Source organism: Acidovorax sp. FG60, from assembly GCF_057808995.1.
Window position 1 is genome coordinate 67907 of sequence record NZ_JBMDJC010000015.1, and the last position, 23963, is coordinate 91869.

At 64.7% G+C, this 23963-nt stretch carries 19 protein-coding genes; 15 read left to right on the plus strand and 4 right to left on the minus strand.

Features of this window, described 5'->3' with window-relative positions:
- The first annotated feature begins 179 nt into the window (after positions 1-179).
- The 6 genes from ACODS0_RS20165 (at position 180) to ACODS0_RS20190 (ending at position 8081) form a co-directional block, all read left to right on the plus strand.
- The gene (locus ACODS0_RS20165) at positions 180-1121 is read left to right on the plus strand and encodes a helix-turn-helix transcriptional regulator (RefSeq protein ID WP_488836757.1); all 942 of its coding nucleotides are present in this window, start codon (positions 180-182) and stop codon (positions 1119-1121) included.
- 179 nt (positions 1122-1300) lie between these two features.
- Positions 1301-2965, plus strand: coding sequence for a 2,3-epoxybenzoyl-CoA dihydrolase (boxC, locus tag ACODS0_RS20170; RefSeq protein ID WP_488836759.1), 1665 nt, complete (start codon positions 1301-1303; stop codon positions 2963-2965).
- 45 nt (positions 2966-3010) lie between these two features.
- A complete protein-coding gene (gene boxB / locus ACODS0_RS20175; protein WP_121421163.1) occupies positions 3011-4438 on the plus strand; it encodes a benzoyl-CoA 2,3-epoxidase subunit BoxB in 1428 nt (475 codons plus the stop codon).
- Positions 4439-4603: 165 nt separating this feature from the next.
- Positions 4604-5890 (plus strand): benzoyl-CoA 2,3-epoxidase subunit BoxA, encoded by a 1287-nt coding sequence (gene boxA, locus ACODS0_RS20180; RefSeq protein WP_121508972.1) that lies wholly within the window; start codon positions 4604-4606, stop codon positions 5888-5890.
- 732 nt (positions 5891-6622) lie between these two features.
- Entirely contained in the window at positions 6623-6835 is a 213-nt protein-coding gene (locus tag ACODS0_RS20185) for a hypothetical protein (protein ID WP_055395311.1), read from the plus strand.
- Positions 6836-7055: 220 nt separating this feature from the next.
- Positions 7056-8081: an SDR family oxidoreductase gene (locus tag ACODS0_RS20190; RefSeq protein ID WP_488836762.1), complete on the plus strand. Its 1026-nt coding sequence runs from the start codon at positions 7056-7058 to the stop codon at positions 8079-8081.
- An 18-nt stretch (positions 8082-8099) separates the two neighbouring features.
- Here ACODS0_RS20190 and ACODS0_RS20195 read toward each other — a convergent pair whose 3' ends face one another.
- A complete protein-coding gene (locus tag ACODS0_RS20195; RefSeq protein WP_488836764.1) occupies positions 8100-8477 on the minus strand; it encodes a DUF779 domain-containing protein in 378 nt (125 codons plus the stop codon).
- A 170-nt stretch (positions 8478-8647) separates the two neighbouring features.
- Positions 8648-10171 carry an acetaldehyde dehydrogenase ExaC gene (exaC, locus tag ACODS0_RS20200; RefSeq protein ID WP_488836766.1) on the minus strand — a complete coding sequence of 508 codons (1524 nt, stop codon included), beginning with the start codon at positions 10169-10171 and terminating at the stop codon, positions 8648-8650.
- 310 nt (positions 10172-10481) lie between these two features.
- On the opposite strand from exaC, the gene ACODS0_RS20205 reads away from it, so the two are divergent.
- On the plus strand, positions 10482-12452 hold the full coding sequence (locus tag ACODS0_RS20205) for a sigma-54-dependent Fis family transcriptional regulator (protein WP_488836768.1): 1971 nt from the start codon (positions 10482-10484) through the stop codon (positions 12450-12452).
- A 3-nt stretch (positions 12453-12455) separates the two neighbouring features.
- Here the strand turns inward: ACODS0_RS20205 and ACODS0_RS20210 are convergent, their stop codons facing one another.
- The gene (locus tag ACODS0_RS20210; RefSeq protein WP_488836769.1) at positions 12456-14042 is read right to left on the minus strand and encodes a methyl-accepting chemotaxis protein; all 1587 of its coding nucleotides are present in this window, start codon (positions 14040-14042) and stop codon (positions 12456-12458) included.
- A gap of 205 nt (positions 14043-14247) precedes the next feature.
- On the opposite strand from ACODS0_RS20210, the gene ACODS0_RS20215 reads away from it, so the two are divergent.
- Positions 14248-14754 (plus strand): flavodoxin family protein, encoded by a 507-nt coding sequence (locus tag ACODS0_RS20215; protein ID WP_228896163.1) that lies wholly within the window; start codon positions 14248-14250, stop codon positions 14752-14754.
- 36 nt (positions 14755-14790) lie between these two features.
- Here ACODS0_RS20215 and ACODS0_RS20220 read toward each other — a convergent pair whose 3' ends face one another.
- Positions 14791-15129 (minus strand): ArsR/SmtB family transcription factor, encoded by a 339-nt coding sequence (locus tag ACODS0_RS20220; RefSeq protein WP_055395322.1) that lies wholly within the window; start codon positions 15127-15129, stop codon positions 14791-14793.
- A gap of 96 nt (positions 15130-15225) precedes the next feature.
- Between ACODS0_RS20220 and ACODS0_RS20225 the strand changes: the two genes are divergently transcribed.
- The 7 genes from ACODS0_RS20225 to ACODS0_RS20255 all read left to right on the plus strand — a co-directional run bounded on the left by ACODS0_RS20225 (position 15226) and on the right by ACODS0_RS20255 (position 23958).
- Entirely contained in the window at positions 15226-16296 is a 1071-nt protein-coding gene (locus ACODS0_RS20225) for an efflux RND transporter periplasmic adaptor subunit (protein ID WP_488836772.1), read from the plus strand.
- Between the two features lies 1 nt (position 16297).
- Positions 16298-19645: an efflux RND transporter permease subunit gene (locus tag ACODS0_RS20230; protein ID WP_488836775.1), complete on the plus strand. Its 3348-nt coding sequence runs from the start codon at positions 16298-16300 to the stop codon at positions 19643-19645.
- Between the two features lie 63 nt (positions 19646-19708).
- Positions 19709-20995, plus strand: a complete 1287-nt coding sequence (locus ACODS0_RS20235) for an NAD(P)/FAD-dependent oxidoreductase (RefSeq protein ID WP_488836777.1) — start codon at positions 19709-19711, stop codon at positions 20993-20995.
- A 59-nt stretch (positions 20996-21054) separates the two neighbouring features.
- Entirely contained in the window at positions 21055-21264 is a 210-nt protein-coding gene (locus tag ACODS0_RS20240) for a YgaP family membrane protein (RefSeq protein WP_055395335.1), read from the plus strand.
- 13 nt (positions 21265-21277) lie between these two features.
- Positions 21278-22687, plus strand: a complete 1410-nt coding sequence (locus ACODS0_RS20245) for a TolC family protein (RefSeq protein ID WP_488836779.1) — start codon at positions 21278-21280, stop codon at positions 22685-22687.
- Entirely contained in the window at positions 22684-23028 is a 345-nt protein-coding gene (locus tag ACODS0_RS20250; protein WP_233559562.1) for a rhodanese-like domain-containing protein, read from the plus strand. Before ACODS0_RS20245 ends, ACODS0_RS20250 begins: the two co-directional genes overlap by 4 nt.
- Before the next feature lie 69 nt (positions 23029-23097).
- Complete coding sequence (locus ACODS0_RS20255) at positions 23098-23958, plus strand: MBL fold metallo-hydrolase (protein WP_488836782.1); 861 nt, start codon at positions 23098-23100, stop codon at positions 23956-23958.
- Positions 23959-23963: the final 5 nt, after the last annotated feature.

Below are 23963 nucleotides of genomic sequence, written 5' to 3' on the forward strand. Positions count from 1 at the left end.
TGCTTGCACATGAACGATAGGTAATGCATGACTGAATGTCAAGCACTATAGTGCATAAATTGTTTTCTCCGAAGGGGTGGAGAAGCGCCGTGGTAAGGCGCTCCTGAGCGCGCTCGACCTGCCAATACCCACCAATACCCGCCAATGGGCTGTAAGAACCTGTTCCAAGAAAGATGGGCATGACCGAACAAGAAGACGCAGAAACCGCGCTCTCCACGCCTGCCGACAACATGCCGGGGGCTGCGGAAGAGGGCAAGAACCCCCTGCTGGTCGCGCTGGGCGAGCGCGTGCGCAACCTGCGCGCACAGCGCGGCCTCACGCGCAAGGCCGTGGCGATGGCGGCCGACGTGTCCGAGCGGCACCTGGCCAACCTCGAATACGGCACCGGCAACGCGTCCATCCTGGTGCTTCAGCAAGTGGCAGGCGCCCTGCACTGCTCGCTGGCCGAGCTGGTGGGCGACTTCACCACACGCTCGCCGGAATGGCTGCTGATCCGGGAGCTGCTGGAGCACCGCAGCGAGCCCGAGCTGCGCCGTGCGCGGCTGGCGCTGCACGAACTGTTGAGCGGCGGTGGCAGCGACACGGCACGCCATAGGCGCATCGCACTCATTGGCTTGCGGGGCGCGGGCAAATCCACCCTGGGCCCCCTGCTGGCGCGCGACCTGGACGTGCCCTTTATTGAGCTGAGCCGCGAGATCGAAACCCTGGCGGGCTGCAGCGTGCGGGAGATCCACGACCTTTACGGCACCACGGCCTACCGCCGCTACGAACGCCGCGCCCTCGAAGAAACCGTGCAGATCCACAGCGAAGTGGTTATCGCCACGCCCGGTGGCATCGTCTCGGACCCCGCCACCTTCAACGAGCTGCTCGCGCACTGCACCACCGTGTGGCTGCGCGCCGCGCCCGAGGAACACATGGGCCGCGTGCTGGCCCAGGGCGATATGCGCCCCATGGCCGCCAGCAAGGAGGCCATGGACGACCTGCGCCGCATCCTGGAAGGGCGCGCGGCCTTCTATTCCAAAGCCGACCTCACTATCGACACCTCCGGGAGCAGCCTGGAAGACAGCCTGCAGCAATTGCGCACCGGAGTGCGCAAGCTGATGACCGCCCGGCCAGGCTGACCTCCTCCCCACCACCAGCCCACAGCCCCGAAGCTCTCCGGGGCTGCCGCCGCGTGGTTTCAGAAAAATCCGCAGAAAACAGCGACATGCATTGACTTGCCTGTTTATATGCACGATGATGCACATCAGCGACGCATTTAATGCATTATTATTCCTGTTAGCAGATGGATGGAGACCCCATGACCACACCCGCCCCCACCCGCGTGGACTACCGCACCGATCCGACCCAATACCGCCACTGGACGCTGGCCGTAGACGGCCCGGTGGCGCGCCTGTCGCTCGACATCGCCGAAGACGGTGGCATCCGCCCCGGCTACAAGCTCAAGCTCAACAGCTATGACCTGGGTGTGGACATCGAGCTACACGACGCACTCAACCGCATCCGCTTCGAGCACCCCAGGGTGCGCACAGTCATCGTCACCAGCGCCAAGGACCGCATCTTTTGCTCGGGCGCCAACATCTTCATGCTGGGTGTCTCCAGCCACGCCTGGAAGGTGAACTTCTGCAAGTTCACGAATGAGACGCGCAACGGCATCGAGGATTCGTCCAAACACTCGGGCCTGAAGTTCGTCGCCGCCGTGAATGGCGCATGCGCGGGCGGTGGCTACGAGCTGGCCCTGGCCTGCGACGAGATCGTGCTGGTGGACGACCGCTCGTCGGCCGTGTCGCTGCCTGAAGTGCCGCTGCTCGGCGTGCTGCCCGGCACCGGCGGCCTGACCCGCGTGACCGACAAGCGCCATGTGCGCCACGACCTGGCCGACATCTTCTGCACCAGCGTGGAAGGTGTGCGCGGCCAACGCGCGGTGGACTGGCGCCTGGTGGATCGCATCGCCAAGCCCGCGCAGTTTGCCGCCGCCGTCGATGAAACCGCCGCACGCCTGGCCGAAGGCAGCCCCCGCCCTGCCCACGCACAGGGCGTGCCCCTGACCCGCGTGGAGCGTGAAGAAAGTACCGACAGCCTGCGCTACGCACATGTCAGCGTGGACATCGACCGCACCCGCCGCACCGCCACGCTCACGCTGAAGGCCCCCACCGGCGCGCAACCCACGGACATCGCTGGCATCGAAGCCGCAGGCGCCGCCTGGTGGCCGCTGGCCCTGGCGCGCCAGCTGGACGACGCCATCCTGAACCTGCGCACCAACGAGCTCGATATTGGCACCTGGCTGCTCAAGACCGAAGGTGATGCCCAGGCCGTGCTGGCCAGCGATGCCATGCTGATCGCGCACCAGGACCACTGGCTCGTGCGCGAAACCATTGGCGCACTGCGCCGCACCTTTGCACGGCTGGATGTGTCGTCGCGCAGCCTGTTTGCGCTGGTCGAATCCGGCTCGGCCTTTGCAGGCTCCTTGGCAGAACTGGCGTTTGCGGCCGACCGCACCTACATGCTCGCCCTGCCCGACGATGCCGAGCGCGCGCCCAAGATCACGCTCAACGAATTCAACTTCGGCCTGCTGCCGATGGTGAACGACCAGAGCCGCCTGCAACGCCGCTTTTACGAAGAAGCCACGCCCATGGAGGCAGCCCGCTCGGCCGCCGGCAAGCCACTGGACGCCGATGCCGCTCTGGCACTCGGCCTGGTCACCGCCGCCCCAGATGACATCGACTGGGACGACGAGATCCGCATCGCCATCGAAGAACGCGCGGCCATGTCGCCCGACTCGCTCACCGGGCTGGAGGCCAATCTGCGCTTTGCCAGCAAGGAGAACATGAACACCCGCATCTTCGGCCGCCTGACCGCCTGGCAGAACTGGATCTTCAACCGCCCGAACGCCGTGGGCGACAAAGGCGCGCTCAAGGTCTATGGCACGGGCCAGAAAGCCGGTTTCGACTTGAATCGCGTCTAGCCCCAACCCCGACCGTTCGGTTTTCCATCCAACGAGGAGACATCCATGAGCACCATCAACTACAGCGAGAAGATCCCCAACAACGTCAACCTCGGCGAAGACCGCACGTTGCAGCGCGCGCTCGAAGGCTGGCAGCCCAACTTCATCAACTGGTGGGACGACGTGGGCCCCGAGGGCTCCACCAACCACGAGGTGTACCTGCGCACCGCCGTGAGCGTGGACCCCAACGGCTGGGCGCAGTTCGGCCACGTGAAGATGCGCGACTACCGCTGGGGCATCTTTTTGAACCCCGGTGACACCAACCGCGAAATCCACTTTGGCGACCACAAGGGTGAAAAGGCCTGGCAAGACGTGCCCGGCGAGCACCGCGCCAACCTGCGCCGCATCATCGTGACGCAGGGCGACACCGAGCCCGCCTCGGTCGAGCAGCAGCGCCACCTGGGCCTGACGGCGCCCAGCATGTACGACCTGCGCAACCTGTTCCAGATCAATGTGGAAGAAGGCCGCCACCTGTGGGCCATGGTCTACCTGCTGCACAAGCACTTTGGCCGCGATGGCCGCGAAGAGGCCGAGGCACTGCTGCAGCGCACCTCGGGCGACGTGGACAACCCACGCATCCTGGGCGCGTTCAACGAGAAGACGCCCGACTGGCTGGCGTTCTTCATGTTCACCTACTTCACCGACCGTGACGGCAAGTTCCAGCTGGCAGCGCTGGCCGAGAGTGCCTTCGACCCGCTGGCGCGCACCACCAAGTTCATGCTGACCGAAGAGGCGCACCACATGTTTGTGGGCGAAAGCGGCATCTCGCGCGTGCTCAGCCGCACCGCGCAGGTGATGAACGACCTCAAGACCGACGACCCCGCCCGGGTGCGTGCGGCCGGCGCCATCGACCTGCCCACCATCCAGCGTTACCTCAACTTCCACTACAGCGTGACCATCGACCTGTTCGGTGCCGACCAGTCCAGCAACGCCGCCACGTTCTATAGCTCCGGCCTCAAGGGCCGCTACGAAGAGGGCAAGCGGAGTGACGACCACATCCTCAAGGGCCAGACCTACAAGGTGCTGGAAGTTGTCAACGGCCAGTTGCAGGAGAAGGAAGTGCCCATGCTCAACGCCTTGAACGAGGTGCTGCGCGACGACTTCATCAAGGACTCGATGGCGGGCGTAGGCCGCTGGAACAAGGTGCTGGAAAAGGCCGGCATCCCCACGCGCCTGGCCGTGCCACACAAGGCCTTCAACCGCCAGATCGGGGCGCTGGCGGGCATCAAGATGTCACCCGACGGCCGCGTGGTGAGCGAAACCGAATGGACAGCCCGCAAGGCCGAGTGGCTGCCCACGCCCGAGGACTTTGCCTTCGTTGCCTCGCTGATGGGGCGCGTGGTGGAGCCCGGCAAGTTTGCGGGCTGGATCGCGCCGCCGGTCATGGGCATCAACCGCCAGCCCGTCGACTTCGAATACGTGCGGTTTGGTTGATCCCCCTGAGCCGCTGCGCGTCGTCCCCTTGAAGGGGACGCCTCCAGCGGCCCGGCAAAGCCGGTTCCGTGGTGGCACTGGCATCAGGTCGCGCCACTGGTTACCGCTGCGCGCAATGGCGCAGGGACATGGCACCGGAACAACTGTTGGAAGAAGAATATGGGCATGACCACCACCACGCTGATCGACAACGGCATCCTGAAGCAGCACCTGATCGACCCCGAGATCTGCATCCGCTGCAACACCTGCGAGGCCACCTGCCCGGTGGGTGCCATCACACACGACGACAACAACTACGTGGTGCGCGCCGATGTGTGCAACGGCTGCATGGCCTGCATCTCGCCCTGCCCCACCGGCTCCATCGACAACTGGCGCACCATGCCGCTGGCGCGCGCCTACAGCATCGAAGAACAGCTCACCTGGGAAGAACTGCCGCCCGAACTCACGCCCGATGAACTGGCTGCCGAGGGCGTGGCGACTTCAGCCGGGGATACAAAGCTGCCGTCCGCAGCGGCTGCACCGACCACGCCCATGGAGCCGGGCACGCAGACGTTCCGCTCGGCGCAGTACGGCGCCACGGTGCCACCCTGGTCGGCCGCACACCCCTACACCAACCTGTTCCCCCCGAGGAGCCCCACCACCGCCACCGTGGTTGGCAACTTCAACTGCACCGAGGCGGGCTTTGAGAGCGAGACGCACCACGTGGTGCTCGACTTCGGGAGCATGCCGTTCCCGGTGCTGGAGGGGCAGTCCATCGGCATCATCCCGCCCGGCACCGATGCGCTGGGCAAGGCGCACCACGCGCGCCAGTACTCCATCGCCAGCCCGCGCAATGGCGAGCGGCCCGGCTATAACAACCTGGCGCTCACGGTAAAGCGCGTGACCACCGACCACGACGGCAACGCCGTGCGCGGCATCGCTTCCAACTTCGTGTGCGATCTGAAAGTGGGCGACAAGGTCCAGGTGGTGGGGCCGTTTGGAAGCTCCTTCCTGATGCCCAACCACCCGCGCTCGCACATCGTGATGATCTGCACCGGCACCGGCAGCGCCCCCATGCGCGCGATGACCGAATGGCGTCGGCGCCTGCGCAGCAGCGGCAAGTTTGAAGGCGGCAAGCTCATGCTGTTCTTCGGCGCACGCACGCAGCAGGAGCTGCCGTACTTTGGCCCGCTGCAAAACCTCCCCAAGGATTTCATCGACATCAACCTGGCGTTCTCCCGCACCGCCGGGCAGCCCAAGCGCTATGTGCAAGACCTGATGCGCGAGCGCGCCGCTGACCTGGCTGCGCTGCTGCGCGACGGCAACAGCCACTTCTATGTCTGCGGCCTGAAGAGCATGGAAGAAGGCGTGGTGATGGCCCTGCGCGACATCGCCAGCGAAGCCGGACTGGAGTGGGACGCTGTGGGCGCCGCACTCCAGCGCGAAGGACGGTTGCACCTGGAGACCTACTGAGCTACATCGCCGCCGGTCCGTAGGCCGGCGGCACGGGAAGTGCGCTGGTGGTGGTGCGCCTCCAGGTTGGTCGGATTGCGCATCAAATTTTGAGTTCAATAGGGCCCTAGCGCTTGATGGATAAGCGCAAAAAGCTATTATTTTTATAGCATTCAAGTCATCCACCACGCTCGCAGCAGTTGCGCATAGTCAGGCGAGAAATGAACGGCGCACTTTCGCGCACGCGCCCCGCCCTTCCCGCCAGCACAGCCAAAGCGCCACGCTGCACTATCCAGAAGAATCCCACGCACCTTTGCGCGCCTCGCAAGATGCAGAAACCGAGTCCACTGAAATCGAGAAATCGGCTGTGCGCCGAGGTGGTAGCGGGTGCAGCGCAAGGCGCGGGCTGCGGCCAAGGCTGGCCGCCTTGGCAAAGCCCGCAACGCCGCGATGCGCCTGCTGCCACCCCGGCCCGAAGGGTGAGGGCCTGGCAGGGCCGCCCTCGTCGTTGCCGTGCTCGCCGGGTGTGCAACCCGCCTGCGCCCGCCGCCTAGAGGACGGCCCTGCCAGACCCTCACGCACAGCCGATTTCTCGGTTTCAGTGGACTGGTGCGCGTTTGCTTACGGCAGATGGAAAAAGGACGACCCACCTATAGGACAGGGACTACAGAAATTGCCCTGGTGCATTTTGAGAATGAACTCACACACGGCTCCCCGTGTGCAATTTTTCTTTTCTTTCACCAGGAGATATCAATGTCCAGCAACAACCCTCAAGGCCAGAACCAGCACACCGACAACAACGACTCCCAGCGCAAGAACCAGGGCAGCCGACAGGCCGAGCAAAGCAACGACCCATCTGGCAACCGCCAGCAGGGGCAGAACGACCCTTCGGGCTCCAGCGGCAATCAGGGAAGCCGTGAGCAACATGGCGATTCTTCCCGCCGCACACCCCAGAACCAGCGCTGATCCGTCGAGCGGCGCCTTGCCGTGAGACTGATGCAGGCCAAACGGGCGCACGCCAAGCCGCAAGCCGGCGGTGGGGCGTCCGCCTTGTGACCTCGGGCCGCGCTGCCTCCACCTCGGAAGCAGCGCGGCCTTACTTTTTGCCTCTGTTGCGGCCTTCATTCAGCGCGCCACACCCCTGCGCTTCGTTTTTCTTTCATTCATTGAGCCAGCACCCTCTGCCATGAACACATCCAAAACGCCCCCTTCCGACACAGCGGTCCATGCAACGGTCCAGAAGCAGAGGCGGATCCAGACCGAGCAGGACCGCCACGACACACACCATCCTCCAAAGAGCAAGGCACGACCCACGCAGGGCAAAGGCAGTCCAGCGGCACCGGGGCCGGGTCATGCGGAACCGGCACCTCCGCTGCCCGACCAGCACCTCACCAAACCGGGCCTGGAGGCGGACATGGAACTCAAGCCCCAGTTCGAGGCAGCCCACTACCGGGGCAGCGACAAACTCAAAGGGTTCTCTACCCTGGTCACTGGCGGTGACTCGGGCATTGGCCGCGCGGTGGCCGTGCTGTTTGCCCGCGAGGGCGCGGACGTTGCCATTGCGTACCTGGCGGAACATGAAGATGCCGAGCAGACTCGCCAGCTGGTGGAGGCCGAAGGCGGCCGGTGCATTCTGATCCCCGGCGACGTCAAAGACGCTGCGTACTGCGCCGATGCCGTGCGGCAGGTGGTCACCGCTTTTGGCAAGCTCAATGTGCTGGTCAACAACGCGGCATTCCAGGAGCATGCGGCCTCCCTGGAAGAACTGACGGCCGAGCGTTTTGACGAAACGTTCCAGACCAATATCTACGGCTACTTCCACATGGCCAAGGCAGCCCTGCCCCACCTGCACCGGGGTGACTCGATCATCAACACCGGCTCCGTCACCGGGCTGCGCGGCAGCAAGGAACTGATCGACTACTCGGCCACCAAGGGGGCCATCCATGCGTTCACCAAGGCCCTGGCTCACAACCTTGCCGACCAAGGCATCCGAGTGAACGCTGTCGCCCCCGGGCCGGTATGGACCCCGCTCAACCCAGCGGACAAGGCGCCAGACGACATCGAAAAATTTGGTGCAAAGGCCCACCTGGGCCGCCCGGCGCAGCCCGAGGAGATTTCACCCGCCTACGTGTTTCTTGCAGCGCCGTGCTGCTCCAGCTACATCACCGGCACAGTGCTGCCGATCACGGGCAACGCCGGCGACGGCGCGTGAAGAGAGCACCGCCTCACATCACGCCAGATCGCGGGCGACCAGCGGTTCAATCCCAGCCCACTCCTCGTCCGTGAACAGGCGCGAGCGGGTGTGGAAAGCCTTGCCGGTGCTGCCCTCCAGCGAAAACGTGCCGCCGTGCCCGTCAATCACATCCAGAATGAGCTGCGTGTGCTTCCAGTATTCGTACTGCGATTTACCGATGTAGAACGGCGCGCCGCCCACATGCCCCAGCAAGACATCCCCCGCCCCAATGGTCAGGTCGGTGGGCAAGTAACAGTTGGCGGCACTGTTGTCGCAACACCCGCCCGACTGGTGGAACATGACGCTGCCATGCTGCGCCTGCAGCCGCGCAATCAGCGCAAGGGCTGCGTCGGTGGCAATGACTCTCTCGACCATGGTGATCTCCTGATGGGCCAACGCAAAAAGCTGCCGCAGAACGACTCTGCCGCAGCGTCACCAGCGGTTCACAGGCCGTTCCTGGCTAGGCGTCTCTCCCGCATACAGTAGCAACGCTACGGCAAGGGAGAGCAACGACGCCAGGGACGGTCTGTGGACCGCCACCACCATCAGAAGAAGCCGAGCTTGTTTTCCGAGTACGAAACCAAAAGATTCTTGGTTTGCTGGTAATGGTCCAGCATCATCTTGTGCGTTTCGCGCCCAATGCCCGATTCCTTGTAGCCGCCAAACGCCGCGTGCGCGGGGTAGGCGTGGTAGCAGTTGGTCCACACCCGCCCGGCCTTGATGGCGCGGCCCATGCGGTAGGCCACATTGCCGTTGCGGCTCCACACGCCCGCCCCCAGGCCGTACAGCGTGTCGTTGGCAATGGCCAGCGCTTCGGCTTCGTCCTTGAAGGTGGTCACGGCCAGCACGGGACCGAAGATTTCTTCCTGGAAGATGCGCATCTTGTTGTGGCCCTTGAACAGCGTGGGCTGCACGTAGTAGCCGCCTTCCAGGTCGCCACCCAGGTGGGCTTGGCCACCGCCAGCCAGGACTTCGGCGCCTTCGGCCTTGCCCAGTTCCAGGTACGACAGGATCTTGGTGAGCTGCTCCTTGGAAGCCTGCGCGCCCATCATGCTGTCGGAGTCCAGCGGGTTGGCATGTTTGATGGCCGCCACGCGCTTCAAGACACGCTCCATGAATTTGTCGTAAATGCTTTCCTGGATCAGCGCTCGGCTGGGGCAGGTGCAGACCTCGCCCTGGTTGAACGCGAACAGCACCAGGCCTTCCACGCACTTGTCGAGGAAGGCATCGTCCTTGTCCATGATGTCGGCGAAGAACACGTTGGGGCTCTTGCCGCCCAGCTCCAGCGTGGCGGGAATCAGGTTGTTGGCGGCGGCCTGCGCAATCACGCGGCCGGTGCTGGTGGAACCGGTGAAGGCGATCTTGGCAATGCGCTTGCTGGTGGCCAGCGGCATGCCCGCCTCACGGCCATAGCCGTTGACGATGTTGAGCACGCCGGGCGGCAGCAGGTCGGCAATCAGCTCGGCCAGGATGAGTATGGAAATGGGGGTGGACTCTGCAGGCTTGAGCACCACGCAGTTGCCCGCGCCCAGGGCAGGCGCCAGTTTCCACGCCGCCATCAGGATGGGGAAGTTCCACGGAATGATCTGGCCCACCACGCCCAGTGGTTCCTGGATGTGGTACGCCACGGTGTTCTCGTCGATGTTGGAGAGGGCGCCTTCCTGCGCACGCACGCATCCCGCAAAGTAGCGGAAGTGGTCCACGGTGAGTGGGATGTCGGCGTTCAGCGTTTCGCGGATGGCCTTGCCGTTGTCCACGGTTTCCGCATAGGCCAGCAGCTCCAGGTTCTGCTCGATGCGGTCGGCAATCTTCAGCAGGATATTGCTGCGCGTGGCGGCGTCGGTCTTGCCCCAGGCGTCGGCAGCGGCGTGGGCGGCGTCCAGCGCCAGCTCGATGTCATCAAAGGTGGAGCGGGCGGCCTGGGTGTAGATCTTGCCGTTGACGGGCGAGATCACATCGAAGTATTGGCCCTTGACCGGGGGCACAAATTGGCCGCCGATGAAGTTGTTGTACTGGGGCTTGTAGGCGATCTTGGCGCCAGCGGCGCCGGGGGCTGCGTAAACGGTCATGTTGTCTGTCTCCGGTGGATTTGTGGACATCTGGTCGGCACACCGCGCCGCCAGATAGAGGACATGACTCAAAACCCGTGCCAACCTGCCCCACCTGCTAAGTGTTTGATTTTTATGGCTTTGTTTGCGCGTCCGCAAGAATGCACAACCCATCGGCCGTTAAGGTGTCCGCTCCAGAACGCGACACCTGTCACGAAATGGAACAGTTGAAGCGGCCCCTCAGCGCTGGCTATTGCCCTGGCCTCTGGCCACCGCCATACTGGCTTTCAAACAGGGCGCGTTCATGACGCCCGGGCAGGAGACAAACACCATGCGATCCACTTCCACATCTGTGGCACTGCGGCAAGCCCGCCAGCACCTGCTGGAATCAGGCCAATGCCCCATCGGCCTCGTGGACGAGCGCCTGGCACGGTCGTGGCAGCGCAGCCTGGACAGCGGCCTGCTGCCCACCGGGCGACTGGGCAACCCCGACAACCTGGAACATCAGGCCTTGCGGCAGTTGCGCGGCCACCACCAGGAGCTGCTGGCGCATTCGCGCCCCGTGATGGAGTACCTGTTTGAGCAGGTACGCGACAGCCAGAGCGTGGTGGTGCTGGCCAGCCCCTGCGGCACGCTGGTGGACACCTGTGGTGACGCCTACTTTCTCGGCAAGGCTGAACGGGTGGCCCTGACCAGCGGCGCCTCGTGGCACGAAAAGCAGCGCGGCACCAACGCCATCGGCACCGCGCTGGCCGAAATGGCGCCCGTGGAAGTGCACGGCGCAGAACATTTTCTGGAGCGCAACGGCTTTCTGACCTGCGCCGCCGCTCCCATCCTGTCTGCCACCGGGCAGATACTGGGCATTCTGGACATCTCCAGCGAACACAGCCGGGGCAACCCCCACACGCTGGGGCTGGTCAGCACCGCCGCCCACATGATCGAAAACCGGCTGCTGGTGTCGGGCAGCCAGCGCCATGTCCGCCTGCACCTGCACACGCACCCCGAGGGCATTGGCACCGTGGCCGAAGGCATCGCGCTGGTGTCGGAAGACGGCTGGGTGGTGGGCGGCAACCGCAGTGCGCTGGCGCTGCTGCGCATTTCGGTGGCGCAGCTGGGCAGCATCTCGCTGGACCAGATCCTGAACGTGGACCTGCAAGAGCTTCTGGCGCGCCACCACCGCCGACCCGACGCGCCGCTGTCCTTGCGGCGGCACGATGGCGCCCCGCTTTTTGGGCTGCCAGTGCCCGACAAGCGCACAGTGCGGACCCTGCCCCCATCTGCGCCTACCCGCCCCCCGGAGGATGCGCTGGCCCAGCTGGACACCGGCGATGCCCGCTGGCGCACGGCTGCCGCCAAAACGCGGCGCATTCTGGGCAAGCCCATCGCCCTGCTCATCCAGGGCGAATCCGGGGTTGGCAAGGAGTGGTTTGCGCGCAGTGCACACCAAAGTGGCCCGCGCCGCGACGGCCCCTTCATCGCCATCAACTGCGCCGCAATGCCCGAGTCGCTGATCGAGTCCGAGCTGTTTGGCTACAGCCCCGGCGCATTCACCGGCGGCCGGCGCGAGGGGCGCCTGGGCCTGCTGCGCGAAGCCCATGGCGGCACGCTGTTTCTTGATGAGATTGGCGACATGCCACTGACCCTCCAGACGCGGCTGCTGCGCGTGCTGCAGGAGCGGCAGGTGGTGCCGCTGGGCAGCGCGCAGCCGGTGGCCGTGGACTTTGCCCTCATTTGTGCCTCCAACCGCAAGCTGCGCGAAGAGGCGGAGCAGGGACGGTTTCGCACCGACCTGTACTACCGGATCAACGGTCTGGCGGTCGAGCTGCCCCCCCTGCGCGAGCGCACCGACTTCGAAGCGCTGAGCCAGCGCATGCTCCAGGACATTGAACCCGCCCGACACCTGCGCCTGGACCCTTCGTTGATGGCAGCGCTGGAAAAATATCGTTGGCCGGGCAATCTGCGCCAATGCGCCAGCGTGCTGCGCACCGCCTGCGCCATGCTGGACGCGCACGAGGAGATGGTGGAATGGCACCACCTGTCGGATGACTTTCTGGAAGAACTGCAAAGCGCGGATCGTTTTTCCACACAGTCCACCACGGAGCGCCCTCCGCAAAACCTGGATGAGCTGTCCCAATCGGCCATCCAGCAGGCGCTGGAGAGCTGCCGGGGCAACATGAGCCACGCAGCGCGCACCCTGGGCATCAGCCGCCAGACGCTGTACCGCAAGCTGGCCCTGCGCAAAGAGCGGCTCGCCGCCCCTGATGTGCAGCACTCCGCCCGGGGCCTGTTGTCAGGGCGCTGACGTTCAGGCCAGCATCAGGCGCTGGCCCGCATGCTGCCCCGATTCCAGTGGCTGGGCAACGCCGGAGAGCTTGAACGTTGCGACCGTTTCCACCAACTTCCTCGACTGGGTGCTCAGGCTGGAGGCTGCTGCGGCCATCTCCTCCACCAGTGCTGCGTTTTGCTGGGTGGCCTGGTCCATCTGGTTCACCGCCACATTGACCTGGTTCACCCCTTCGCTTTGCTCGGTTCCGGCCGCGCTGATTTGCGCCACCGTCTCCGTCACCCGCTCAATGGACGAGACCACCTCTTTCATGGTCTGCCCGGCGGTGCCGACCAGCACGGTGCCAGCCTCAACCCGCTCGACACTCGTGGCAATGAGCGTTTTGATCTCCTTGGCGGCCTCCGCAGAGCGTGCCGCGAGGCTGCGCACCTCCGAGGCCACCACGGCAAAACCCCGTCCCTGCTCACCCGCCCTGGCAGCCTCCACGGCCGCATTCAGGGCCAGGATGTTGGTCTGGAACGCGATCCCGTCAATGACACCGATGATTTCGGAAATCTTCTTGGAGCTTTCGTTGATGCCGCTCATGGTGTCCACCACTTTCGACACCACATCGCCCCCCTGCTTGGCCACCGCGGATGCACTCTGGGCGAGGGCATTGGCCTGGCGTGCATTCTGCGCATTGTTTTGCACCGTGGAATTGAGTTCCTCCATGGCGGCAGCGGTCTGCTCCAGCGCACTGGCCTGGTTCTCCGTCCGGGCGGAAAGGTCGCTGTTGCCGATGGATATCTGCGCGCTGGCCGCCGCCACGGTTTCCGAACCACTGCGCACCTGGCTGACGATGCGGGTCAGCGAGTCCTGCATCACGGCCAGCGCTGCCAGCAGGGGGCTGAATTCATCCTGCGACGCATCCACCACCGCCGTGGTGAGGTCGCCATTGCGCACGCGGTCAGCCACGGCTTGTGACTCGGCAACCCGGCGCAGGAGGGTAGCGCCGATGTGCCATGAAAACAGCAGCAGTCCGATAGCCACCACCACAACGGAGCTCACCAGCGCACGCAAGGTCAGCTTGACGTCCCGCCCAATCTCGGCAAGGCTGGCATCGAGCAGCTTGGACTGGTGTTCCTTCTCCTTGGCAAGAACTGCCAGCACCACATTGCGCGTAGGTATCGTGGACGCGACCAGGAAGTCAAACGCTGGCTCCTTCTTTCCTTCCTTGATCAACTGCAGGTTCTGTTCGGCAACCCGCCAGAAAGCTTCCAGTCCTTGGGTCAATTCGGCACTCAGTGCCTTTTCCGATGCCGAATTTACTGCTTGCTGGAAGCCCGCAAGGTCTTTGTCAATCAGGCGCCTTTTCTCGCCGATATCTGCGAGCGTGGCGGCCAGGTCTTCGGGTGTGCGGACCAGGATGGCATGGCGAACCTGCAAGGAAACCCGCGTGACGTTCAACTCCATGGCACTGGCCTGAAGCTGGCGCGGCACCTCTTCCCGAGCCACCAGTTCGGTCTGGTGATTGACCTCACCCAGATAGATCCAGGCCAGTACGGCGATCCCGGCCAGTCCTGCAATCAGCAGGAAGGAAATGGCATGAAGACGTCTGGCAATGCTCATGGTGTCACCTCTGCAAGGAAGAAATCTGCGTTGCGGCGGCGCTCTAGCACTGCCCCCTGGGCTTCGTGCCAATTGCGACAATTTGCAACCAACCGGGCATCTTGGCGGATTGAACGCGCTTCTCGAATGCGGGTCAATGGGGCCGCCCCTGCATGGCGGCAAGCGGGTCTTCAGGGGTCACAGGGCGAGGGGCTATGCTTTACCCATGAGCCCCCGCAAGACCTTGTTGATCGTCTACCACTCGATGACGGATGGCACGCGCCAGATGGCAGATGCCGCACGGGCAGGTGCTTGCTCCGACAAGGATGGGGCCGTTCAAGTGCGACTGCTGCATGCCGCACAAGCGGGCGCCGCAGACGTGCTGGGCGCGGACGGGTTCATTTTTGCCACCCCGGAAAACCTTGCAGCCATCAGCGGGCAACTCAAGGATTTTTTTGACCGCAGCTACTACGCCGTGCTCGACCACGTCAATGGCCGCCCCTATGCATGCCTGGTCTGCGCGGGCAGCGATGGGCACAACGCGGCCCGGCAGATGGAACGCATTGCGACCGGCTGGCGCCTGCGGGCCATCGCAGAGCCCCTCATTGTCTGCACCCACGCGCAGACGCCAGAAGCGATTCTGGCCAGGAAGAGCATCTGCAGCGATGAACTGGAACGCTGCCGAGCCTTGGGCGAAGCGATGGCGCAGGGTTTGGCGCTGGGCGTTTTTTAGGCGGGCCACTGCGCCCAGAAACCTGGTGGGCTAGGCTCAGCGCACCACCTGAAACGCGGCACGCGCCGCCGAGTCCCGCTCCAGCTGGCGTGCAATATTGCCGCAGACCAGATCACACAAGGCATCGACCGACTCATCGGTCAGCCGGTAGTACACGCTGGTCCCGCGCCCCTCCCGGGCCACAAGGCCGTGTTTGGTCATCAACGACAGATGCCTGGAGACATTGGCCGCCGTGTAGCCACATTGCTGCGCCAGGTCTCCCACGTTTTTCTCTCCGTCCCGCAGCAAATTGAGGATGCGCAGCCGCGTGGGTTCGGCAAGAACCTGGAAGTAGGCAGCGACCTGCTCAAGGGCTTCGGGGGGCATTTCTTTCATCGCGGGATCTCCGTGCATTGGGAACGCATGATACATTATTGACTAATTAGCTGATTAGTTAAATAATCAATCTTACAAAGATTCCCTGGAGCCGCCATGAAGTCCCTGACCCTGTTGACCGCAGCGCTTTCCCTGGCCGTGTCCGGCGCCTGGGCGGCTGGCGATACCGCTGCGCAGCCGGTCGCCACCTTTACCGTCAAGCCCGCTGCCGCCCAGCTGGCGAGCAGTGTGGACGCCCAGGTCGAGGCCGTGCGGGACGCCACCCTCTCCGCCCAGGTACAGGGTGCGGTGATCAGCCTCTCTGCCAAGGCGGGCGACCGCGTTACGGCGGGCCAGGAGCTGGCACGCATTGATGCGCGCGCAGCGCAACAGAACGCCGCTGCCAGCGCGGCCCAGGTGGACGCCGCGCGCGCCGCCCAAAACGTCGCGACCAAGGAATACGAGCGCCAAAAGCAGCTGTTCCAGAAGCAGTACATCAGCCAGGCCGCACTGGACCGGGCAGAGGCCCAGTGGCGCGCCAGCCAGTCGCAGGTGCAGGCCCTGCTGGCGCAGGCAGGTGCGGCCACCACGCAATCGGGCTTCTACGTCATCAAGGCGCCTTTTGCGGGCGTGGTGGGCCATGTGCCCGCCACCCTGGGCGACATGGCCATGCCGGGCAAACCCCTGCTGACCGTGTACGACCCTTCGCTGATGCGCGTTACCGCCCATGTCGGGCAGCAACAGGCCGCCACGCTGCGCGATGGAGGCACTGGCGAGCTGCAGGTGGACATTCCGGGGGTCTCCGCTTCGCGCATCGCGGTCCCGGCATCCAAAGTGCAGGTGCTGCCCACCGTGGATGCACAAAGCCACACGGTGCAGGTGCGCGCAGAGCTGCCAACCAGCGTGGTGGGCGTGGCACCCGGCATGTTCGCCCGCTTGTGGCTGGACGCTGGCAAGGGCACTACCTCACCGACAGCCGCTGCCGTGGGCCCGCTGCTGGTACCCGCCAGTGTGGTGGTGCGGCGCGCGGAAATGACGGGCGTCTACGTGCTGGACGGCCAGGGCCGACCGCTGCTGCGGCAGGTGCGCCTGGGGCGGCCCGCTGGCGACATGGTGGAGGTGTTGAGCGGCGTTCGCGCAGGCGACCGCATTGCACTCAAGCCCCAAGCTGCTGCCAAGGTGCGCTGACATGAGCACCCCCAAAAATCCTTCTCCGCTCGGAATCTCCGGGCGCATCGCCGCCTTGTTTCAGGGCGCGCAAATCACACCCTTGCTGGCTGTGGTGGCGTTTTTGCTCGGCGTGTTTGCCGTGCTGGTCACCCCCCGCGAGGAAGAGCCCCAAATCGACGTCACCATGGCCAATGTCATCGTGCCGTTCCCCGGTGCCTCCGTGGCAGATGTGGAGCAAATGATTGCGACGCCCACCGAACAGGTGCTGTCGCAGATGCAAGGCACGGAGCACGTGACCTCGGTGTCCCGGCCCGGCGTGGCGGTGATGACGGTGCAGTTCAAGGTGGGCGTGCCACGCACCGAGGCGCTGGTGCGCCTGCACGACACCTTGCGCAGCAATGCCGACTGGCTGCCCAAAGGGCTGGGGGCCATGGACCCGATCATCAAGCCCAAGGGCATCGACGACGTGCCCGTGGTAACGCTCACCCTGCACAGCCGCGACGAAACCTCCGGTGCCTTTGCGCTGGAGCGAGTGGCCCACAGCCTGGAGGCCGAGATCAAGCGCGTGCCCGGCACCCGCGAAGTGCAGACTCTGGGCGGCCCGGGCCGCGCCGTGCTGGTGCGCATGGACACCAACCGCATGGCAGCCACCGGCACCACAGTGGACGACCTGCGCCGCGCCTTGCAGTCGGCCAACATGGGGCTACCCGTGGGCGAGCTGCTGGGCGGCGACCGAACCATTCAGCTGGACAGCGGCCCCGTTCTGGCGCGCGCCGATGAGGTGGCCGACCTCATGGTGGGCGTGCGCTCGGGCAAGCCGGTGTTCCTGAAAGATGTGGCCGATGTTCAGGACGGTGCCTTGCCCGCCAGCCGCTACGTCTGGCATGGGGTTCCACGGCGCACCGCCAGCACCGCCAGTACCAGCGGCGAAGCCCCGCAGAGCGCCGTGGACGAATACCCGGCCGTGACCCTCACGGTGACCAAGAAGGCGGGAGAGAACGCCATCGACGTCGCCAATGCGGTGATGCAGCGGGTCGAACAACTGCACAACACCGTGATTCCCGACGGCGTGGAGGTGACGGAAACCCGCAACTACGGCGCCACCGCCAACGACAAGGCCCAAAAGCTCATCCAGAAGCTGCTGTTCGCAACAGCGTCGGTGGTGGCACTCGTCTTCCTGGCCCTGGGCCGCCGCGAGGCCGCCATCGTGGGCGTGGCCGTGGTGCTGACGCTCACGGTGACGTTGTTTGCGTCCTGGGCTTGGGGCTTCACCCTCAACCGGGTATCGCTGTTTGCGCTGATTTTCTCGATCGGCATCCTGGTGGACGACGCCATTGTGGTGGTGGAGAACATCCACCGCCACCAGCTGCTGCACCCCGGCCGCAGCCTCAAGGACATCATCCCGCACGCGGTGGACGAGGTGGGTGGCCCCACCATTTTGGCCACATTCACCGTGATTGCCGCCCTGCTGCCCATGGCGTTTGTGAGCGGCCTCATGGGCCCCTACATGAGCCCCATCCCCATCAACGCCAGCATGGGCATGCTGCTGTCGCTGGCCGTGGCGTTCGTCATCACCCCCTGGCTGGCCCGGCTGTGGATGAAGGAGCACACTGGCCATCCATCAGGGCATTCCAGCCCGGTGCACAGTGGGCTCAGCGCTCGCATCGCGCCCACCTTCGAGCGGGTTTTCAGCCCCTTGCTGGATGACACCCAAGGCCGGCGCAATCGCCGCTGGCTGGGGCTGGGCGTGGCGGCACTCATTGCCTTGTCGGTCGCTTTGCCGGTGCTCGGATGGGTGCAGCTCAAGATGCTGCCGTTCGACAACAAGTCCGAGTTCCAGGTGGTGGTGGACATGCCTGCGAGCACCCCGGTAGAGCGCACGGCCGCCGTGCTGCATGAGCTGGGCGCACACCTTGCGACCGTGCCCGAGGTGACCGACTACCAGGCCTACGCAGGCCTGTCTGGCCCCATCAACTTCAACGGCCTAGTGCGCCAGTACTACCTGCGCTCGGGGGGCGAGGTCGGTGACATCCAGGTCAATCTGGTGGACAAGCAACACCGCAAGGACCAAAGCCACGCCATTGCCATGCGGGTGCGCCCCGCCTTGCAAGAGATCGGCAAGCGCCATGGCGCCAATGTGAAGGTGGTGGAAGTGCCTCCCGGCCCGCCTGTGCTGTCGCCCATCGTGGCCGAGGTGTATGGCCCCGAGGCCGATGGCAGGCGCGAAGTGGCGCGTGCTGTGCGCGCCGCGCTGGCCGCTACCGAAGGCATTGTGGACGCCGACGACAGCAGCATTGCCGACGCCCCTCGCAAGCTGCTCATCGTGGACCGGCGCAAGGCGTCCCTGCTGGGCATTCCCCAGCAGGCCATCGTGAGCGCGCTGCATGCGGGGCTGAGCGGCGAAGCCACCACCTGGCTGCGCGACACCAGCAAATACCCGGCGCCCGTGCTTTTGCAATTGCCCGCAGAAAGCCACGGCGACCTGGAGGCACTGTTGCGCCTGACGGTCCGGGGTTCTCAAGGCCAGTTGGTCCCCATCCGCGAGCTGGTCACGGTGAGCGACACCCTGCGCGAACAGCCCGTGTATCACAAGGACCTGTTGCCGGTGAATTTTGTGGTGGCCGACATGGCGGGCCGTGTCGACAGCCCGCTGTACGGCTTGTTCCAGGCGCGCAGCGCGATTGCCCGCATCGTGGCGCCTGATGGCGGATCGGTGCAGGAATACTTTGTGCGCCAGCCTGCGGATGCCCTGCGGGGCTACGCCATCAAATGGGATGGCGAATGGCAGATCACGTTTGAGACCTTCCGCGACATGGGCGCTGCCTACGCGGTGGGCCTGATCCTGATCTACCTGCTGGTGGTGGCGCAGTTTGGCTCCTACCTCACGCCACTCATCATCATGGCGCCCATCCCGCTGACCATCATCGGCGTGATGCCCGGCCATGCCTTGCTGGGCGCGCAGTACACGGCCACCAGCATGATCGGAATGATTGCCCTGGCGGGCATCATCGTGCGCAACTCCATCCTGCTGGTGGACTTCATCAACCTGCAGGTGCGCGAGGGCGTACCCCTGAAGACGGCCATCGTCCACTCGGCCATCACCCGTGCACAGCCCATTGTGCTGACGGGGATGGCGGCCATGATCGGCGCGTTCTTCATCCTGGACGACCCGATTTTCAATGGCCTGGCCATTTCACTGATCTTCGGCATCTTTGTTTCCACCGTGCTCACGCTCGTGGTGATTCCCACCCTGTACTACGCAGCGTACCGGGACCGCAGCGCGGGCAGCAGCACCAACGGTGCCGGTCCCGCCAACCCACCTGACAACAGCCCCTCAGAGGCTTCCGTTCACCACGGAACGCAGTGAACAGCGCACCGAACGCACTGAACGAACGATCGGGCAACCATCCTTCAACCACAGGAGACAACCATGGCACATGTAGTGATTATTGGAGCGGGTATCGGGGGCATGCCGGCTGCGTACGAAATGCGCAGCAAGCTGCCACGCGAAGATCGGATCACAGTGATCAGCGCGGTGGACTACTTCCAGTTCGTGCCCTCCAACCCCTGGATCGCCGTGGGCTGGCGAAAGCGCGATGACATCGTCCTGCAGATCCGCCCCTTACTGGAGCGCAAGGGCATTGATTTCATCGCCCAACCGGTGAAATCCATCGATGCTCCGGGCAAAACCGTCATGCTGGAAGACGGAAGCACCGTGGCCTATGACTACCTGGTGATCACCACCGGCCCCCGGCTGGCGTTTGAGGAAGTGCCTGGTTCTGGCCCTCTGAACGGGCACACACATTCGGTGTGCTCCGTGGACCACGCCGAGCACTTCTGGCGCGACTACCAAAAGTTTCTGGAAGCCCCCGGCCCCATCGTCATTGGCGCCATGCCAGGCGCGAGCTGTTTTGGCCCGGCCTACGAGTTCGCATTCATCGTTGCAGCGGACCTGCGCAAGCGCAAGCTGCGCCACAAGGTGCCGATCACCTTTGTCACCAGCGAGCCCTATATCGGCCACCTGGGCCTGGGCGGCGTGGGCGACAGCAAAAGCATGCTGGAGAGCGAGCTGCGCAGCCAGGACATCAAGTGGATTCACAACGCGCGCACCACGCGGATCGAAGCGGGCAAGATGTTTGTCGAGCAGCTGGACGACAAAGGCCAGGTGCACCAGCAGCACGAGCTGGACTTCAAGCTGTCGATGATGCTGCCTGCCTTCAAAGGCGTCGATGCCGTGGCGTCTGTACCGGGGCTGTGCAACCCGCGCGGGTTCGTGTTGATCGACGAGCACCAGCGCAGCAAGGCCTACCCCCACATCTTCTCTGCCGGGGTCTGCGTTGCGATTCCTCCCGTCGAGGTAACACCCGTCCCCACCGGGGCGCCCAAGACGGGTTACATGATCGAGACCATGGTCTCGGCCATCGTGCACAACATTGCCGCTGACATCGCGGGCCAGCCCGCCACCGCCACCGCCACTTGGAACGCCATCTGCCTGGCCGACATGGGGGACACCGGCGCGGCGTTTGTCGCGCTGCCGCAGATGCCGCCGCGCAACGTCAACTGGTTCAAGAAGGGCAAATGGGTGCACCTGGGCAAGATTGCTTTCGAGAAGTACTTCCTGAACAAGATGAAGTCGGGCAATTCCGAGCCCATCTACGAGAAGTACGTGCTCAAGCTCCTGGGCATCACTCGCCTGCAGGAGCAAAAGCCCCATTGACCGGCGCGTAACCACGCACCCACGCCCAGTTTCTATCGTTTCTTAACAAGGAGTTCATCATGACAACCTGGCAAATCGTTCGTTTGGTCGCAGGCACCTTCATCCTGCTTTCTCTGGCGCTGGGCATTCCTGGCAGCCCTGTTTTTGCCAGCCAGTGGTGGCTGGCCTTCACGGCGTTCGTGGGCGTGAACCTGCTTCAGAGCGGGCTCACCAAGTGGTGCCTGATGGAGACCATCTTGCGCAAGCTGGGCGTGCGCCCAGGCTGCTAAGGAGGACCACGCCATGCGCAAACTCCTCCTGAGCGCTGCCTTGCTGGCCTGCGGCATGGGTGCAGCCCAGGCGGCAGATTTGCACGAGGCTTGGCTGGCCGCACGGCAGCAACACCCGGACCTGGCAGCAGCGGCGGCCACACGCGCCGCAGGCGAGGCCCGCCGCGTGCAGGCCAGCCGTTTGTGGAACCCATCCGTAACGGCCCAGGCTGCGGCAGGCGCGATGGGCTCACAGACCTCTGCCCAGGGGGCCGCGTTTTCCATGCCAGGGACGCCACAGACCTCTGGGGTGGGTTTTGACACCTCGGTCCGCAGCGGCCCGGGTACACGCTGGGGTGTGGAGGCTCGCATGCCGCTGTACAACCCCGAGCGCAGCGCACAGGGGCGCCAGCTGCTGCTGTCCGCCGATCTGGCAGAACTGCAGGCCGCCTCGGTGCAGGAACAGCTGATGCTGCGAACGGCCCAGCAATACTTCTCGGCCGTGCTGGCGCAGCAGCAGCGCGCGTTGCTACTGCGCCAGCAGGAGGCAACCGATCAGGCTCTCAAAGAGGCGCAGGACCGCTTTGCATTGGGGGACTCGCCGGTCACGGATGTGCGCGAAGCCGAGGCGCGCGCGCAGGCCAACGCTGCACTGGTGCAGGCTGCCGATGTTGAGATGCAGATTGCGCGCCAGGCTCTGGCCCAGACCACAGGCTGGAGTCCTGCGCAACTGCCCCCCCTACACCTGCCAGCCTCGTCGGGCAACGAAACCACCGTCTTGCGCGATGGCAAGCCCCTCGCGCCCCTGTCTCACTGGCTGGATCTCGCCGCGCAGGACAACCTCCAGGTGCGCACCCAGGCGCAGGCCCTCGCACTGGCCGAGCAAGAGGCGACCAAGGCGGCGCGTTTTGCCAGCACCAAGGTGGACCTGGTGGCCCAGGCCGGTGGCGACCACCTGTCAGGATCAGGCCGGTGGGGCTCGGCCAGCAACTCCGCACGCCAGTACATGGTGGGTGTGCAAATCCAGGTGCCGCTGTACACCGGTGGCCAACTTGATGCGCGCCAGCAGGAACTGCTGCGCCTTCAGGACAAGGCCCAGGCCGACCTCGACAGCGCCCGGCTCGCCGTCGCCCAGCAGGTACGCGCCAGCTGGCTGCACCTGCAGGCCGGAGCTGCCCAGACCCAGGCCCTGAAGTCGGCGCTCAGGTCGGCCCAGGTTCGGCTGCAGGCGACCCAACTGGGTCGCCAGGTGGGCGACCGCACCACACTGGATTTGCTGCAGGCACACAATGACGCGATGCAGTCGCAATCCAACCTGCTGGGGCACCAGACCCGCATGGCGCAAGAACGCCTGCAGTTGATGGCTTTGGCGGGCCAGCTCGACGAGGCCGCGTTGCAAGCGGCCACCGACACAGCGCACATGCTGGCCCCGCCCACACCGTGAACGCCTCCAACCATGCCCTCATCCCACACCCTCACCCCGCCAGCGCCATGAACCCCCACCCCGCCCCCACGCTTCCCCTGGTCGTCGATGTCCGTTCGCCCGGCGAATTCGCAGCAGGCCATGTGGCTGGCTCCATCAACCTGCCGCTGGACAGCCTGGCCCAGCAAGCCGCTGCAGCGCTGCCGCACCGCGACCAACCGATGGTGCTTTGCTGCCTTTCGGGCGCTCGCTCGGGCATGGCAGTCCAGTGGTTGCGCACGCAAGGCTATAGCCAGGTGTCCAATGGCGGCGGTGTGAGCAGCGTGGCCCTGCAGCTGGGCCGTCCCATCGAACGCGACTGATGGGATCACGCGCTTGCCACCGCCACACTCGGAGCATTGTGTCCATCGAACCTGCAACAGGAGACCCCCGTGAAGCCCCAGATAGAAGCCTTCTTTGACGACGCGACCTGGACCGTGAGCTACGTGGTGTTTGACGAACCCGGGGGCCACTGCGCACTGGTGGATTCGGTGCTGGACTACGACGCAAAATCAGGACGCACCCGCACGCATTCTGCGGATCGCCTGGTAGCGTTCGTCCAGAGCAAGGGTTTGACCGTGCAATGGATTCTGGAAACCCATGCCCATGCCGACCACCTGTCCGCCGCGCACTACCTTCGCAGCAAGCTGGGAGGGAAAATCGCCATCGGAGCCGCCATCACCCAGGTGCAAGAGGTGTTCAAAGCCATCTTCCACCTGGAGCCAGAGTTCCACGCGGATGGCCGTCAGTTCGACCACCTGCTGCACGACGAAGAAGTGTTTTCTATTGGCCAGCTCGAAGCCAAGGCGCTGGCCGTGCCGGGCCACACCCCTGCGTGCATGGCGTACCAGATCGCAGACGCCGTGTTGGTGGGCGACACCCTGTTCATGCCCGACGTCGGCACCGCGCGCTGCGACTTCCCGGGTGGCAATGCGCACACGCTGTACCAGTCGGTGCGCAAGCTGCTCAGCCTGCCCGCACAGACCCGCCTTTTCATGTGCCACGACTACCCCCCCGCGGAGCGCGCCCCGGCCTGGCAGACCACGGTCGCCGATCAGCGCGCCCACAACATCCATGTGCACGACGGCATGACCGAAGCGGCATTCGTCGAACTGCGCACCCGGCGCGATTCAACGCTGGACATGCCCGTTCTCATCCTGCCGTCGGTGCAGGTCAACATCAGGGCCGGGGCGATGCCCCCGGCAGAAGACAACGGCATGACCTATCTCAAGATTCCCGTGAACGCGCTGTGACACGC